14 protein-coding genes and 3 pseudogenes are annotated in these 15,183 nt (G+C 47.9%); 8 read left to right on the top strand and 9 right to left on the bottom strand.

The window, feature by feature from the left end; genetic code table 11:
* Positions 1-19: 19 nt before the first annotated feature.
* The 5 genes and pseudogenes from SD70_RS12970 to SD70_RS12950 form a co-directional block, all read right to left on the bottom strand.
* Entirely contained in the window at positions 20-1,024 is a 1,005-nt protein-coding gene (locus SD70_RS12970; protein ID WP_231571194.1) for a Ger(x)C family spore germination protein, read from the bottom strand.
* A 103-nt stretch (positions 1,025-1,127) separates the two neighbouring features.
* Complete coding sequence (locus SD70_RS12965; RefSeq protein ID WP_041047983.1) at positions 1,128-2,228, bottom strand: GerAB/ArcD/ProY family transporter; 1,101 nt, start codon at positions 2,226-2,228, stop codon at positions 1,128-1,130.
* A pseudogene (locus SD70_RS12960) lies at positions 2,225-3,783 on the bottom strand (spore germination protein). The gene SD70_RS12965 and the pseudogene SD70_RS12960 overlap by 4 nt, the downstream one beginning before the upstream one ends.
* 118 nt (positions 3,784-3,901) lie before the next feature.
* Positions 3,902-4,576, bottom strand: a complete 675-nt coding sequence (locus SD70_RS12955) for an SOS response-associated peptidase (protein ID WP_041048031.1) — start codon at positions 4,574-4,576, stop codon at positions 3,902-3,904.
* Between the two features lie 205 nt (positions 4,577-4,781).
* Entirely contained in the window at positions 4,782-4,970 is a 189-nt protein-coding gene (locus SD70_RS12950; RefSeq protein ID WP_041047982.1) for a hypothetical protein, read from the bottom strand.
* Positions 4,971-5,284: 314 nt separating this feature from the next.
* On the opposite strand from SD70_RS12950, the gene SD70_RS37990 reads away from it, so the two are divergent.
* From SD70_RS37990 to SD70_RS39235, 8 genes and pseudogenes are all read left to right on the top strand, one after another.
* Positions 5,285-5,647 carry a GntR family transcriptional regulator gene (locus tag SD70_RS37990; protein WP_231571203.1) on the top strand — a complete coding sequence of 121 codons (363 nt, stop codon included), beginning with the start codon at positions 5,285-5,287 and terminating at the stop codon, positions 5,645-5,647.
* Between the two features lie 22 nt (positions 5,648-5,669).
* Entirely contained in the window at positions 5,670-5,900 is a 231-nt protein-coding gene (locus SD70_RS37985; RefSeq protein WP_231571193.1) for a cation:proton antiporter regulatory subunit, read from the top strand.
* A gap of 211 nt (positions 5,901-6,111) precedes the next feature.
* Positions 6,112-7,239, top strand: a complete 1,128-nt coding sequence (locus SD70_RS12940) for a betaine/proline/choline family ABC transporter ATP-binding protein (RefSeq protein WP_041047981.1) — start codon at positions 6,112-6,114, stop codon at positions 7,237-7,239.
* The gene (locus SD70_RS12935) at positions 7,239-7,892 is read left to right on the top strand and encodes an ABC transporter permease (RefSeq protein ID WP_041047980.1); all 654 of its coding nucleotides are present in this window, start codon (positions 7,239-7,241) and stop codon (positions 7,890-7,892) included. Before SD70_RS12940 ends, SD70_RS12935 begins: the two co-directional genes overlap by 1 nt.
* Before the next feature lie 27 nt (positions 7,893-7,919).
* Positions 7,920-8,813, top strand: coding sequence for a glycine betaine ABC transporter substrate-binding protein (locus SD70_RS12930; protein WP_041047979.1), 894 nt, complete (start codon positions 7,920-7,922; stop codon positions 8,811-8,813).
* Positions 8,814-9,071: 258 nt separating this feature from the next.
* On the top strand, positions 9,072-10,013 hold the full coding sequence (locus SD70_RS33285) for a chloride channel protein (RefSeq protein WP_052487377.1): 942 nt from the start codon (positions 9,072-9,074) through the stop codon (positions 10,011-10,013).
* A pseudogene (locus SD70_RS40340) lies at positions 9,914-10,248 on the top strand (chloride channel protein); the annotation flags it as partial. The gene SD70_RS33285 and the pseudogene SD70_RS40340, both read left to right, overlap by 100 nt.
* A complete protein-coding gene (locus SD70_RS39235) occupies positions 10,231-10,779 on the top strand; it encodes a CBS domain-containing protein (protein ID WP_394297963.1) in 549 nt (182 codons plus the stop codon). The pseudogene SD70_RS40340 and the gene SD70_RS39235, both read left to right, overlap by 18 nt.
* A gap of 305 nt (positions 10,780-11,084) precedes the next feature.
* On the opposite strand, the gene SD70_RS12920 is transcribed toward SD70_RS39235, so the two are convergent.
* From SD70_RS12920 to SD70_RS36005, 4 genes and pseudogenes are all read right to left on the bottom strand, one after another.
* Positions 11,085-12,179 (bottom strand): Ger(x)C family spore germination protein, encoded by a 1,095-nt coding sequence (locus SD70_RS12920; protein WP_041047978.1) that lies wholly within the window; start codon positions 12,177-12,179, stop codon positions 11,085-11,087.
* Positions 12,176-13,231, bottom strand: coding sequence for a GerAB/ArcD/ProY family transporter (locus tag SD70_RS12915; RefSeq protein ID WP_269432463.1), 1,056 nt, complete (start codon positions 13,229-13,231; stop codon positions 12,176-12,178). Before SD70_RS12915 ends, SD70_RS12920 begins: the two co-directional genes overlap by 4 nt.
* A gap of 32 nt (positions 13,232-13,263) precedes the next feature.
* Positions 13,264-14,564: pseudogene (locus SD70_RS12910) on the bottom strand (spore germination protein).
* A gap of 327 nt (positions 14,565-14,891) precedes the next feature.
* Entirely contained in the window at positions 14,892-15,182 is a 291-nt protein-coding gene (locus SD70_RS36005) for a hypothetical protein (RefSeq protein ID WP_156158005.1), read from the bottom strand.
* Position 15,183: the final 1 nt, after the last annotated feature.

The following is a 15,183-nucleotide window of genomic DNA, read 5'->3' as shown; positions in this document are numbered from 1 at the left end:
TTTTCCTATCATCACGGGCTTACTGGATCGCCCCCATTGCACCTATCGTTACTTTAACGTTTACGTTCACGCTCGCCTCGGAAAAAGCTTCGCCCCACCGATCCTGAACCGTCTTCCACGGCTTGTAAGCATAAGCTCGCGCGTATAGGCCGTAGCCGAACGGATCGATTTTGGCCGCTTGCACTTTGCCGATCAGCTTTTCGAAGCGAGCTTTCATCTGCTGCTCGATTACCCGTTCCAGCTTGGCCCCTTCGCGCCGTATATCGATATCGTAGAAGTGGCGCTCCGTCAACACCGCCCGCATGTGGATCTTGACATCGAACTTGAACTTGTTATCGGCATAGCCGGCTTTCGTCTTGACTGATATGGCGGGTGCCGAGAAGGAGAAAGACCCCAGATGAAACAGCCCGCCTTGCGCTTTATCGGGGTAAGTCATCGTGAACGAAAATTCCCCTTGCGTTTCGTCCTGCAGAACGCGCAGCAGCTTGGTTTCCTCGGAACCGATCGACAGCGCGTACTTGCCTTTTTTATCGAGCAGCGCCGTCCCCGTTACGATCAGATTGTCGTCTTTGCGCAGCTTGGAGATGCTGGGAGTCATTCCTCTTTCGAATATTTGCCTCTGCAATTCCCGGAGCGATGTTTTCACAGTCAAATTGCGGCGGTAAGCGGTATCGAACAGCTTCGTCAAGTAGAGAGGAAGACGCGGTTTGTTGCTCGGCAAAAAGCGGACAACGTCGTACGCCGATCCGTCCACCATGGCAACTCTCGCTTTGACGGAATTGCGGGGGTCCCGGAAAAATACGTCCAACAGCGGGAACCAGTCGGGATGCTCCAGCACGCGCTTGCCGATCAGGATGAATTGCACTTTCCCGGCGGACGGGAACGCCGTAAAAAGCTTGTCGAATTCATCGCGGGATTGGCGCAGCGTCAGCGTCTGCACTTGAAAAGATTCTTCCTTGATTTCGGCTTCCCTGCTAAAGACGGGACTGGACGCCGAAACGAGCAAATTGTTGTCCTCGTCCAAATCGAGCCTACCAAAAGCACGAGGGAAACGTCTTCAATATTGTTCTTGTCGAAGCAGCCCGACAAAAGCGCGCCCATGGCAAGCAAGATCAGCAAGCCGCGTTTCATGGCGTTTGCCTCCCCCGGAAAGCTTCCAGCCCCCGAACGTATAGGTACAGGATGAGAGGAAGCAAATAGACAAGGAACGGGGCGGCATACAGTTGATACTGCACCCACATGTCCGATTCGTTCCATGTCGGATGAATAAGAAAGACGAGAACGATGGTGGCGATCATATAGCAAACCGCCGGGACCGCATGGTCCTGCTTGCCAAGCAGCTGGCTCGCGCAGAATACTGTACTGAAAATGTACGGCACCCATGATCTTGAAATGACGAGCAAATATAGCGCTAAAAACACCATGTCGAACCGTTCCAAAAACCGGAATTCGATCTCTTTGAGCAAAGACAGCACCGGCTGGTTATAAAGGGTGATCGCGTCGGGGGAAAAATAGACGTAGCAAACGATGACCACCAGCAAGTAAAGGAGTCCGGTCATCCCGTTGGCGATCATGAACCCGTGCACGGCGTATTGCTTTTTTTGCAAGAACGGATGCAGGACATACAGCACTTCAATCCCCAGGAACGAAAGCAGCGTCGTCGGCAATGCCTTGACGATCGGCCACCACCCTTCCTTGAAGAGGGGCAGCATATGAATCCAGTGCCCTCTCGACAGCAGAAACAGGAGGAAGAACGGCATCCACATCGTCATGTAAAACACGATTTCGCTGTATCGGGCCTGCACGCGGAGTCCGTTCCGGACAACCATAAAGACAGGAACGGTGAGCAGCAGCATGACGATATAATCCGGTGTCTTCGGCAAAAACCACGCCTTGACATACAGCAGTCCCCGTACAAGGCTGGTCCAGCTGAAAAAAGCGAAATAGGCGAGGAGCGGCAGCAGGATGAGCTTACCGAGCCATTTGCCGAATAACCGGACGAGCAAGTCCGGCATCGTGTCGTCCGGATAACGTTTGAACAGCGACAAAATGAGGAGGCCCGCTACGGAGTTGAGGGCCCATGCCAAAATGATCGATATCCAACCGTCGGTGCCGCTCTTCTCCGCCAGCACCCTGGGCAACGCAAGAACGCCGGTGCCTACTTGCGTCCCGAACAGGATCAGCGTATACTGCATCGGCGTGATTTCGTTAAATGCGTACTTTTTCATGGAGCGTCCCCTTCCGGCTCCTTATGTCCGACGCGATTCGATTGAATCGGCCTGGCGCTCTTAGGCCGCTTGTTCATGGTCCATAGCGGCAATCGGAGGAACGTATCTTTCATATCGGCCCAGCGGAACGGGGCTAGAGGACTCCCGTAAGGAGTGCCGAGCGATTCCAGCGCGACCAAATGGGCGATCAGCATCATCAGGCCTACGGTAAGCCCGACAATGCCGAAGAGGGAAGCGAGCAGCATCATCGGGAACCGCAGCAGACGGACGGCAGTTCCCATATCGTAGCTAGGGATAATGAAAGAAGCGATGGCGGTGGAGGCGACAACAATCACCATGATATTGCTGACGATATGGGCCTGTACCGCCGCCTGTCCGACAATAATGCCTCCTACCATGCTGATCGACTGCCCGACAGGAGCGGGCAGCCGGATTCCGGCTTCCCGGATCATTTCCAGCGTAATTTCCATCAGCAGCGCTTCCAGGAGCGGCGGGAACGGAACGCGTTCCCTCGATTCCGCGATCGACAGGAACAGCTGCATCGGAATGACTTCGTAATTGAAGGCGATGAACGCAATATAGGTGGCCGGCAAAAACATCGCGACTATAAAAGCCGTGAAACGAAGAAGGCGAATGAACGACGCGATCAGCCAGCGCAAACTGTAATCGTCCACGCTTTGAAAAAAGGAAGTTATTGTAGCGGGAGCGACCAGGACGCTGGGCGAACGGTCGACGACAACGATAAATCTGCCTTGCAGCAAGTGGGACGCGGCCGAATCGGGGCGTTCCGTCACAATAAATTGCGGAAACGGCGAAAAGCTGTTGTCCTCGATCAGCTCCGCCAATTCGCCGGTATTAATGATCGCGTCGATATCGATCTGCCCGATTCGCGTTTGCAGCTCCAGCAGCACTTCCGGGTGGGCGACGTCTTCGAGGTATACGACCCAGAGCTGCGTTTTGGTGCGGCGGCCAATCGTATGCCCCTCGATGCGGAGTTCCCGGTTCGGAATATATCTGCGAAGGAGCGCGAGATTTTGCAATCCGGTTTCGACAAAGCCTTGGTGCGCGCCTTTAAGCGAGCTTTCCAGCTGCGGGTCTTCAATGGAACGCTGAGGCCAGCCTTTGGTGTCGTAAATCGAGGCCTCTTGCTGCCCATCGATGAACAATACGCTTTCGCCGTAATGAATGGCGGTTTCTACGGCGGACCAATCCGAAGCGGTCCGAACGCCGCTGATTACCGGGATCTGGACGCGTCCGGCGTTTCCGGCGTGCCGTACATCATCGGCCGCAAAACGTCGTTGTTGATCGAATTTTTATCCGTCAATCCGTCCAGGTAGACCAAAGCTGCCTGGAGACCTTGCCGGCCCGTGGCAAACCGGTAAACGACGAGGTCGGGCGAGGCGGGAAACAAGCGTTTGAGCTCTGCGATATTTTGGGACAAATCGGGCTGGAGCGGGTGCTGGTCCGCATTGCGGCTTTGCGGCGGCTCCGTCGTCGCCGGCGGTTTCGTTCGCGAATACTTTTTTTTCTTCAGGAAAAGGGTAAAGAACAACATGGCCATCCATCCCAAACGCGTATTAGCGCTTTATTTTTGTTAGGATGGATAAAAATGAAAACTTATGCGGGGGCGGCCGCGGGAAGTTCGCGGCCGCGAAGTGAAGGGAGCAGGGAGGTCATCGTACGCCGATTTCTTCGATGCACGACTCCGTATCGTTCTTTACGTTCCCGACCTGCGGCGAGACGGGGTACGCCCGCATCGCTTCGGCCGGATACGGCTGCAGCAGCGACATCAGCCGCTCCGCGTCGCGATTGCTGCGACTGAGCCACACGGACTCGTCCTCGCGGCGCAGAATGACCGGCATCCGGTCGTGGATGCCCGCCACAAGGCTGTTCGGCGTTGTCGTAATAATGGTGCACGTATGGATCTTCTTGCCTTCCGGGCTCGTCCACGTATCGTACAGCGCGGCAAACGAAAACACACCGCCGTCCTTCATCGTAATCCGCATCGGCTGCTTGCGGCCGCCGACCGTCTTCCATTCGTAAAAGCCGTCCGCCGGAATGAGCGCGCGCTTGCGAGCGATCAATGGTTTGAACGCCGGCTTCTGCAGCAGCGTTTCCGCACGGGCGTTAATCATGCGGCTGCCGATCTTGTCATCGTCCGCCCACGCCGGAACGAGCCCCCAGCGCAGCGGTCCGAGACGGTTCTTCTCGCCGTCGTGAATGACGGCCAGCACGTCCTGCATCGGGGCGACGTTGTAGCGCGGCTGGTGCGGGCCCGCCGGCCAATCCGCCAAATAGCGCAGCATCAGCTCTTCCATCGACACGATAATCGTATAGCGACCGCACATAGCTGCCGAATCCTTCCTTTCGTTTTCGATGCGACAATACCGGTTTTTCCTCATCGTAATGCAAAGGCTCCGGCCGATGCAAGTTCTTGCCGTTAGCTCGCTATTCGGACTTGGGAATGAAAAGCGCCAGACGAGCCGTTTTTGGCTGTCTGGCGCCTTTTTGGCGGTACGCGACTGCAGCTAGGCATAACCGCTAAACGCCGCCTTACTCTTCAGCATCCGGATATTCCGCCTTTAAATCGGCTATGTTGTCGAATTTTGGAGTTTCAAAAATCAATTTTGCCGGCGCACCGGCGGTCTTGTTTTTAACGATGTGGCCATAATACTTTCCGTTTTTCTCGAACACGAACATCGTCTTGTCCGGTTCCTTAAGCAAACCGTATTTCTCGATCATGGAGACACCTCCCATTGATCATCATACAACAATTTCTGTAACAAAATTACCATAAATTTAACCGCTTGAAACGGCTAATGATACGTGATGCGGATCGATAATTATAATTACTAATGCAACATGAAGCACCATAGGCTATCCGGCTGTTCACGATGCGGAATAAAGAACTCGTTGGGCGGTAACACCGCAGCTGATTCGCCACGCAGGATGTATGGAACTTGTTGGAATAAAGGATATTTAGAGCGGGAAGGCGAATGAAGAACGTGAATGTTAAGCCCCAATTGCAAATTCAGGAGGAAATATGCGTGCAAGAGATGCCCGGCTATAAATCGATATCGCTTGACATTGCCCAAAGGATTGTTAACGGCGAACTGCCTGTTAACAGCAAAATCTCCGGACGTACGTTATTGGCCAGCAAATATCATGTTTCCCCGGAAACGATCAGGAAGTCTATTGGGCTACTTAAGGACGAGAACATTGTCTCCGTCTCTCAAGGCAAGGAAATTACGGTGTTATCCAAACGGCTGGCGGAGGATTATATCATTAAAAATCAGTATTTAAAATCTGTCTACTCTTTGAGACAAGAGCTGGAGATTCTGTTAAAGGAAAAGCAAGAAATGGACTACAAATTTGAACGGAATACTGAAAGAAATCATTCAGCTTTCAGATCGGCTTAACGGCTTAAAAACATACAATCCAGTGGAGATCAAAGTCGGCGAGTCGTCACATGCGCGCGGTAAAACGATCGCCAACCTGCAGTTATGGCAGCAGACGGGAGCCACCATTATTGCATTGCGAAGAGGTACGGAGATTTCAATCTCGCCGGGGCCGCATGTCATTTTAAGAGAAGATGATATCCTCGTTGTCGTTGGTGACGAACAGGTGCAGCGGCGGACGGACTTGTTTATCAATCAAGCAGCGGAAACATAAATTTTATTTTTATAAACGGTGCCGGTTTATGTGTAAGCAGTGTATCCATACACTGCTTTTTTTTTGCGTTGGTTTTTCTATTATAAATCAATAATTCCATAACGTTACAAACAACTCCGAATTATTTTATGGGTTGTCAGTTAGGGTTGATTTTGTTATAGTATACAAAAAAACAGGTTAGGTCCTGTTTAAGAATGAACAGGAGGAGGCCATGATACTATTCGAGCAAGTTAGCAAAACGTATCCGAATGGATTTCAAGCCGTGAAGGATTTGAACTTTCGGATCGATGCCGGCGAGTTTATTGTTTTTATTGGCCCGAGCGGCTGCGGTAAATCCACGACCATGAAAATGATCAATCGGCTAGTGCCTCATACAGGCGGCACCATTTCCATTAACGGCAAAAATATAACCAAGGAAAATCCTGTAGATCTGCGCCGAAATATCGGTTATGTCATCCAACAAGTCGGGCTTTTTCCGCATTATACGATTGAAGACAATATCGCCGTTGTGCTCAGTTTACTTGGATGGAAAGAAGCGAAGAGGAAGCAACGCGCGGCTGAACTGCTGCAAATGGTAGGTCTGGAACCGGACCGATTCGCCAAGCGGTATCCTCGCGAGCTCTCTGGAGGACAACAACAGCGGGTTGGAGTAGCAAGAGCTCTGGCGGCAGATCCGGAAATTGTGCTTATGGACGAACCATTTGGAGCGCTGGATCCTATTACAAGAGAGCAGCTGCAGAATGAGTTGATCCAGCTGCAAAGAACGATGAAGAAAACTATCATTTTTGTAACCCATGATATGGATGAAGCGCTGAAAATGGGAGACCGGATTGCGGTAATGAAGGACGGTGCCATTCTGCAGTTCGATACGCCGGAGAAGCTGATGAAAGAACCGGTCCACGGCTTCGTCGAAACTTTTATCGGCAAGAACCGGATTTACCAAAATCCCGAGTATATCTCGGTAACCGACATCATGAGAGATAACCCGGCTACCGCTACCGAAATCTTATCTCCCGCAAAAGCGATGTCCATGATGAGACAGAGAAGAACGGATACCCTGATTCTTGTTGATGACAGGGGAACATTTTGTGGAATCGTTTCTGCCTATGACTTGCAGTCCAAGCTGGAACAAATTCGAACCATACAAGAAATTAGCCAACCGAATGAGCCTATTTTGCACCAGTCCGCAACTGCCAAAGATGCCCTTATCGCTATTACAACCACAAAATTCGGCATACTCCCCGTTGTTGACGATAAGAAACGCGTCGTCGGAGTGATAACGAGATCTTCCTTGCTAACAGCTTTTGCCGAGCATTGGGCCGGAAAGGAGGTTACTTGATGAGGGGATCGCTTTGGGAACAACTCGTTAAACAGCTTGGAATGAGATGGGAGGATCTTATCGTAGCAAGTGCAAAGCACTTAGGACTCGTCTCTTTCTCCATGCTAATCGCCATCCTCATTGGTTTGCCGTTAGGAATTCTCATAACGCGCAAAAAGATTTTGACCAATTGGGTACTCGGCGGTGCAGGGATATTACAAACAATCCCCAGTCTTGCCTTGTTAGGGTTTATGATTCCTATGTTCGGCATCGGGATGAATACGGCCATTGCCGCTTTGTTCCTGTATTCGCTGCTGCCGATCATCCGCAACACTTACACGGGAATTCAGGATGTGGATAAATCGACCATTGAAGCCGCCAAAGGGATGGGGATGACCGGCACGCAAATTTTGTTCCGCATTCAACTCCCGTTGGCGCTATCGGTTATAATGGCTGGCATACGAACGGCTACCGTTATCAATGTAGGTACGGCAACGATCGCGGCTTTTATCGGCGCCGGTGGCTTAGGTGATTTCATTTTCCTGGGGATTACACGAAACATCGATGCACTGATCTTGCTTGGTGCGCTTCCAGCTGCTTTATTGGCCCTTCTATTAGATTATCTGCTTGGTTTTCTGGAGCGCGTTACGACGCCTCGAGGATTGAAAATATAGTTGTAGAGATTGGAGGAGTTCAAGAAAATGAAAAAACGCTTTGCGGGCATTCTGCTTTCTCTTGCAATAGCAGCCTTAACCGGGTGCAGCTCAAATGCCAGCAGTAATAAGGAATCCATAACTATCGGTTCAAAGAACTTTACGGAAAATATCATATTGGCGCATTTGATGGCGGATGTGATTGAGGACAAAACGAACCTCAACGTCGTGAGAAAAGTCAATTTGGGCGGTTCCAATGTGGCTTGGAAAGCACTTTTAAATAACGATATCCAATTATATCCTGAATATACTGGGACCATAGTCGCGAACTATTATCAGGAAAAGACCGGGACTGCCGATGAAACGCTGCAGAAAGCGAGGGATTTGCTAAAAAAAGATAAGCTGGTATTCACAAACAAATTCGGCTTCAATAACACGTACACACTGGCCGTTACACAAGAAACGGCTCAAAAATACAATCTAAAAACATTCAGCGATCTGGCCAAAGTATCCGGCGGGCTCTTGCTGGGCTGCGAGTTTGAGTTCAAGGACCGTCCGGATGGTTACCCGGGTTTGGATAAGCAATACGGAATGAAATTCAAAGAGGTCAAAGGGATGGACCATGGCATCATGTACCGTTCTCTTACCGAGAAAAATGTGGATGTTATTGACGCGTATTCAACGGATGGGCAGATTAAAGTGAACCATTTAACCGTTTTACAAGACGATAAAAACTTCTTCCCGCCGTACCATGCCGGCCCCTTGGTTCGTGAAGATGTATTGAATAAATACCCGGATGTAGGCAAGGCGCTCAATTCGCTCGAGAACAAACTGAATGAAAGCGTCATGCAGGATTTGAATGCTCAGGTTGATATGGACGGCATGAAGGCAGAGGATGTCGCCCGAAATTTCTTGATTAAGCAAGGTATCATCAAGAAATGAAGGAAGGGGAAGTTTTTTAATATGCCCCCGATTGAAGACGTAATACACGAGAAAATCAGTTTCACGGCAAAATCAGAATAACGCTAACTGCGGAGGAATATGAATAGGTACTACTAACGGCTTTTCTCGAACTTCATTCGCGTTTAAAATTTCGGACTCTGCTAAGAAAATGTTTCCCTACAGCATTAATTCGTAGATTTGTAACATGGCTCTTGCCTCTTAGATCGAGGCAGAGCCTTTTTTCAGGAGGCTATCGTCATGTTGGCAAACTTGCATCTAAGAATAAGCCGTCTCATCACGGAACAGGCAGCAGTTATGATCTACGCAGCAATCATCGGATTAGGCGGAGGTTACGGGGCGGTAGGGTTTCGCAAGCTCATCGATGGGGTAACATACGTGTTCTACGGACGCAGTCAAACGGAACTATCAGCTTATGTTCTCGGCATCCGTACGCTTTTCATGCCGGCCGTTGGGGGACTGCTAGTCGGTTTGCTTGTTTATTTCTTCGCCCGTGAGGCGAAGGGGCATGGAGTTCCGGAAGTGATGTTTGCGGTAACCGAGAAAAAAGGTGTGATACGGCCTAGAATTGTTGTTGCAAAGGCTGCTGCATCCGCTATTTCCATCGGTTCAGGTGGATCAGTCGGTCGCGAAGGGCCTATTGTTCAGATCGGTTCTGCTTGGGGCTCTACGTTTGGCCAACTGTTCGGAATCGGAGAGACGAATCTCAAGATTCTGGTCGCATGCGGCGCCGCGGCAGGAGTGGCGGGAACGTTTAACGCCCCAATCGGAGGTGCGCTTTTCGCGTCGGAAATCATTCTCGGCAGCTTTACGATAACGAATCTTAGCGCCATCGTCATTGCTTCGGTTTTATCCGCAGCTATAGGCAGGCTATATCTCGGCAACGTTCCTTCATTCCCGATTCCGCATTACGAAGTGAACGGTATCGCCGTGCTTCTAATATTCCTTGTCCTTGGTCTTCTCGGGGGCTTCTTCTCTCTGTTGTATATGAAAACATTGTTATTTTTCGAAATGCAGTGGGATCGCTTAAAAGCTCTGCCGGAGTGGCTTAAGCCGGCACTCGGAGGACTTATTGTAGGGATATGCGGCTACTGGTACCCGCAAATTCTTGGGGTCGGGTATCCGTCAGTGGAAAGAGCTCTTGCCATCAACTCGATCTCGGTCTTCTGCTCGCGCTGCTAATCCTTAAGCTGCTCGTGACTTGTACGACAATCGCATCTGGAGGTTCAGGCGGAGTATTTGCGCCGGGACTGTTCATGGGGGCCATGCTGGGAGGAGCATTCGGTTGGTATGTCAATCGTTATTTCCGAACTTGCCAGTTAGTGATGGGGTGTTTGCGGTAGCGGGAATGGCAGCCGTTTTTGCCGGCACAGCTCATGCCCCGATCACGGCCATAATTATGTTATTTGAAATGACGAATAACTACTATTTAATCTTACCGTTAATGCTGGCAGCCGTAGGATCGACAACGATAAGCACCAAGTTGTATCGGGAGAGCATTTACACGATGAAATTGGCAAAGCGCGGATTCGATATAATTCGAAAACGTGCATCCGACCGTCTCTCGTCGATTCTCGTCGCGGAAGTGCTCCCAACGAACCCGCTATGTTTGAGTGTGGACGTTACGGTTCGAGAAGCAATGAGCCGGTTTGAACAATCCAGGGAATGGTTCGCTTATGTCAGAGATGATGCGGGAGGCCTCATCGGAAGTATTTCTAAAACCGCAGTATTGGATGAAATCAGTCGAGGCCGAGGGGAGCGCCAAATCGGCAATTTGGTTCCCTCGCCGCCGGGATATATAAGTACCAACAACACCATAGGCGAAGCGAGCCGTAAAATGAACTCATTACAGGCAAATTATTTGATGGTCATGGATCGCAGGCTAAAGCCCGTCGGAATTATCGGTTATTCCGATATTGTAAAGGCCTACAATCTCGGAGAGTCATGAGTATTTTATCGAAACTTTGATTCCAGCTTCACTTTGCTCTAGTACCAGCGTGGGAGAAAGGGAGATCGGCAATGGGATTTCGATAAGCTGCGGCAGTGGTTCGAGATGGCGCAAAAATTTCACGGGAAAAATTTTTAGACAGGCGTGTTCGATAAGGATTTTGCGAAACAGTTCATGAACGAGTTTTCCGGGGAGGAACAGACGACTGTCCAGATATTTTGCGGGGAAACGGAGAATTTATCGTTTTGATCGACATTCCGGGAGTGAGCAAAGAGGGTGTGCAGTTGTCGGTAACAAGCGGGGGGCTACTTAATGACACCAGTCCCTTCTATTTTCACATCAACCTTCACATCGAAACTTAGATTCGGATAAATTTTTTGCCACGTCTCCCAGTCTTTACTATCGTTGTTGTAATGGCGTGCTCTATAGATTAATCCAAGTCCGATCGGATCCACATTGTTTTTCTGTAATTTTCTTAGCACATCCATATAACGTTTGACGGCGACTTGTTCGGTTTGTTGTTCATATTTCTTCCAGTCTTCGTCAAATATAGGCTGCGTTGATTGTTCTATAGTCCCCTCGATTTCCGATTTGACATGTAATTTGGTTGCATCTTGAGGGTCGAAGACAAATTTGCGGTTGAACTTCTCCACTGACAATGAGAAATCCGTATCTTTAGTTCGCGTAAGGATATGGAATTTTTGAATGTTGCGAGCAAGCTCGTTTAAGATCGCACTTTCTTTAGGGGAAAGCATCAGCTTCATTCTGGTTTTGTCAAAAACACCTATGCGATTGATGATATAAGTCTCGCTATCGGCCTGAACAACGGGCAGATAGGGATCTAACCCTTTTTCGGTCATCCTCCGATAAAAATCAAACAAGTACTCTGTAATAATAAACGACGATTCAGTGCCTAATTCATCGAAGCTTAGAAATAGGGCATTAGCAGGCAATCGCTCGGATTTGGGGGTTATTTTCAATACTGCCTCCGCGTCTGGAGAACCTACCGCCATAAAAGCAATATTTTGAATGTCCCTTCTACGGATAAAGAAATCAATCGCGCTAGTTACATCTTCTTTTGCCAATGCTTCGCCAATAACAAGCATTTTGGTATGTCCAAAGTCGAGCTCTTTATCGACTTTGGATTTTAATAATCGAATGGCGTCGGAAACGGACTCAGATTCTTGGCTGATGATCTGTGACTTGGCTTTACCGGGCTCTATTTTGGGAGAAGGTATGCCCAATTTCAAAGTGACCCGGTATTTATTGCTGTCTTCTTTGGATTTATCAACTCCCAATGCTAAAACAAAAAATCGCCGATCTATATCTTTAAATGCTTTTGTCGTACAACCCGAGGTTACCAAAAGACAGAAGCATAAGATAATGGATGCCGTTCTCATGTGGTTTTTCCTTTTCTGGATAAGTAATATACGTACAAAACTAAACCGAGCTCGCTCCAAAAACGGAGTCGCAACCAGTAAGTTCCGAGTATTAAGTGTTGTTTCTCATTCAAGAAATAAGCTAAGAATATCGTAATTAGCATAAACGAGCCAAAGACAACAATCGGCTTCAAACTCCACGATCGTATCGGAAATTGTTTTTGACTGATACTTTCGATTAATCGGTACCCTACATGCCAAGTGACCGTAACAAAAATCAAAGTAAGGCTTAAATAGAGCAATAGAAATAGGTAAACAACGCGTTCGACAAAACCGAACTCCATACGTAATGAATCTGCAGTCGACACCCATGGGTAAACGAAATGTCCTACCCCCTCGGTACCGTGAAAACCTATAGGGATAAAAAATGTTGTAGACAATATAGTCAAGCCTAAAAAGGGAATTGCCCATAAATGTTTTGGGCAAAAGCGACCGTCAAATTCTCGATTAAATATCGCCTGGTTGATGTACCCGGTAAATAAATAAGTCGCAGCTGCCACAACATCGAGATTAGGGAGCTTCATAACATTATCGCTTGCAATATTCCAAATTCCGTACCAGTTCATGTACTTACTGGACAATGCTTTAAACAATATGATCGATACCAAAGGCACATTGATCACCATAACGATTTCGAGTAAATATAATATCGTTTTTGTCGGTTTCGAGGCACTCCAGACAACGACGCTCATCAATAAAATGATTAATACCTCCAAGTTGATGTCCTCGATGATAAAACGCTTCAAAATGATGGAATAAACGATCAAAACGATACTTCCTGCAGCAAACCACATGAAACCCAAATAGATGAGAACAACCCCTTTAATCCATAAAGGAAGATGCTGTGTCAATAATTCCGGCAATCCTTGGCCTTGCTTGTTCATCATTGCTTTGGAAAATATAACAGCCAGGCAAGAACCAATGACAACACTTAATAACATTCCCGTCAACGCACTGTTATGCCGGTGTGCGAACAGGATATTGGGTACATAGATGATGGTGTTCACCAACATACACATAAGTATCGAGTAATAAAAATACCTGTTCAAACAGTAGATTCTCCCTTTTGTTGATCTGTATGGATGCTTTTCGAACGTTCATTAAAAAATAATTTAAAATAAGGTTGGCCAAAGCTTCTCAAATTCGCTAAGTAACACGAAACCCAAAATAAACCGGCAATGACGCCGATCAGACCGAAGAAGCAGGATAAAACAATCAGCGGGTATCTTAGTGCCCGTATGGAAAATATCATCGTATTGATCGGTATAACAAAATTCGAAATCGTGACTGCAGAAGTGATGATAATCATATTGCTGCTTACGAGACCGGCTTGTTGGGCCGCCTGGCCCAAAATAAGGCCGCCGACGGTAGTTGCCGTCGAGCCGATGTATTTAGGCAAACGGATACTCGCCTCAGTTAAAGCCTCAGTCATAAAAAGCATAAAGAGCACCTCCCAATAAGACGGATAGGGGACTGCCGCGCGGTCCCCGCAATGGAAAATGTTAGTTGAACGCGCAGAAATTCAGGGTTAAACGAGACCACTGAAATATAGACGGATGGGAGAACGATGGCTAAAAATAATCCGATATACCGGAGTAAGACTAGCCCCCTTGCCACAATATACGGAAAATATAAATCGTCCATTGAAGATATGAAATCAAAAAAAACAGCTGGTAATATTAAAGTAAACGGTGTCCCATCCAGAACAATAACAATTTTTCCTTGAGATAAATTAAGCGCAATCCGGTCCGGTCGCTCGGTTAATACGAAGGTAGGAAACAAGCTTCTCTTCTTCTCGTTCAACAATTTATCTAGCTGACCGGTTGATTGGATCATTTCCTCATCAAGCATGGACAAGCGTCGTTTAAGCTCCGACAGTACCTCGTAATCCACGTAATCCGAATCGTATATAATAAATGCAGCTGTTTTTGAAACCGAGCCAAGTTCATATGGTTCCATTTGAAAACCTTTTGCCGGATAACGGTGTCGTATTAAATTGAGATTCGATTGAATGTCCTCAGTCAAAGATGCCTGAGGCCCCTGAATCGTCGTTTCCGATTTCGCCTCTCCTGGCTTAGTGTTTAAGCTTTTATTTGCATTGAAAAAGTAATAATTTTGTTGGGTTGTGATCAGGACGTTTCCCTTAATGAATTGCGATTGCAGTTCTTCGATGGTATGGATGGCTTGACTCTGGCAAACGGATTGAAGGTAAGTTTCCTGATCATCGAAGGAGAATAGGGGTGTAATTAAAGCTTTTTGAATTTTTTCCTCGTCGCAAATCGTTTTATAATAATAAATGTTGAGTGTTTGAATCGTCTGTGATGTAATTTCCTTGGATGGTTGCATTTGATTTATGAATGCATGGATATCCACGAAGAATGCCTCCTCCTTTCCGGTACACTCCCTGTCCATTACCTTTCCCATTAATTTCATTTTTTAACATGACGAAAAATCAAAAAAGACCCGAAGTTTCGGGCCATGTAAAAAATCTCGATTGAAGTATTGGTGCTGTTTACCCCAGATTGGAAAAGTGTAATATGTACGAAAAATAAGGAAGTGTGCCCAATACTATGTAATGACTGGGATCACCCCGCTCTCTTTTTTTACATTTGTATGTGCCCATGCTGAGTCTGTCTGGGCAAGGCTCCGTCATTTCTTCAATGGTCCCTGTGCCTAAATAAAATACCTAAAGCGATTCAGGGTAACCACAAATGACAATAATCCCAACCCAAGCCCCAATGCGCCTCCCATAAACCCAAGCCCTAACCCTAAACCGGATATTCGTACATGGCCGTCCCGTGAATCGGGACACTGTTGCACTGTCAATGGACGCAGGAATAGTTGTCCGCCTTTTACAGAATCGACAATACCATAATAGATGGAGCCGTCATTCAAAGCCGCATACACTGGTTCCCCGATCAAGTGCTTTAATTGAGTTTCTTCAACCGGATTGTGTAATAACATG

Source organism: Gordoniibacillus kamchatkensis (assembly GCF_000829455.1).
Lineage (GTDB): Bacteria > Bacillota > Bacilli > Paenibacillales > NBRC-103111 > Gordoniibacillus > Gordoniibacillus kamchatkensis.
Note: the sequence above shows the minus strand (reverse complement) of the source record. Positions and strands in the feature narration are given on the sequence as shown.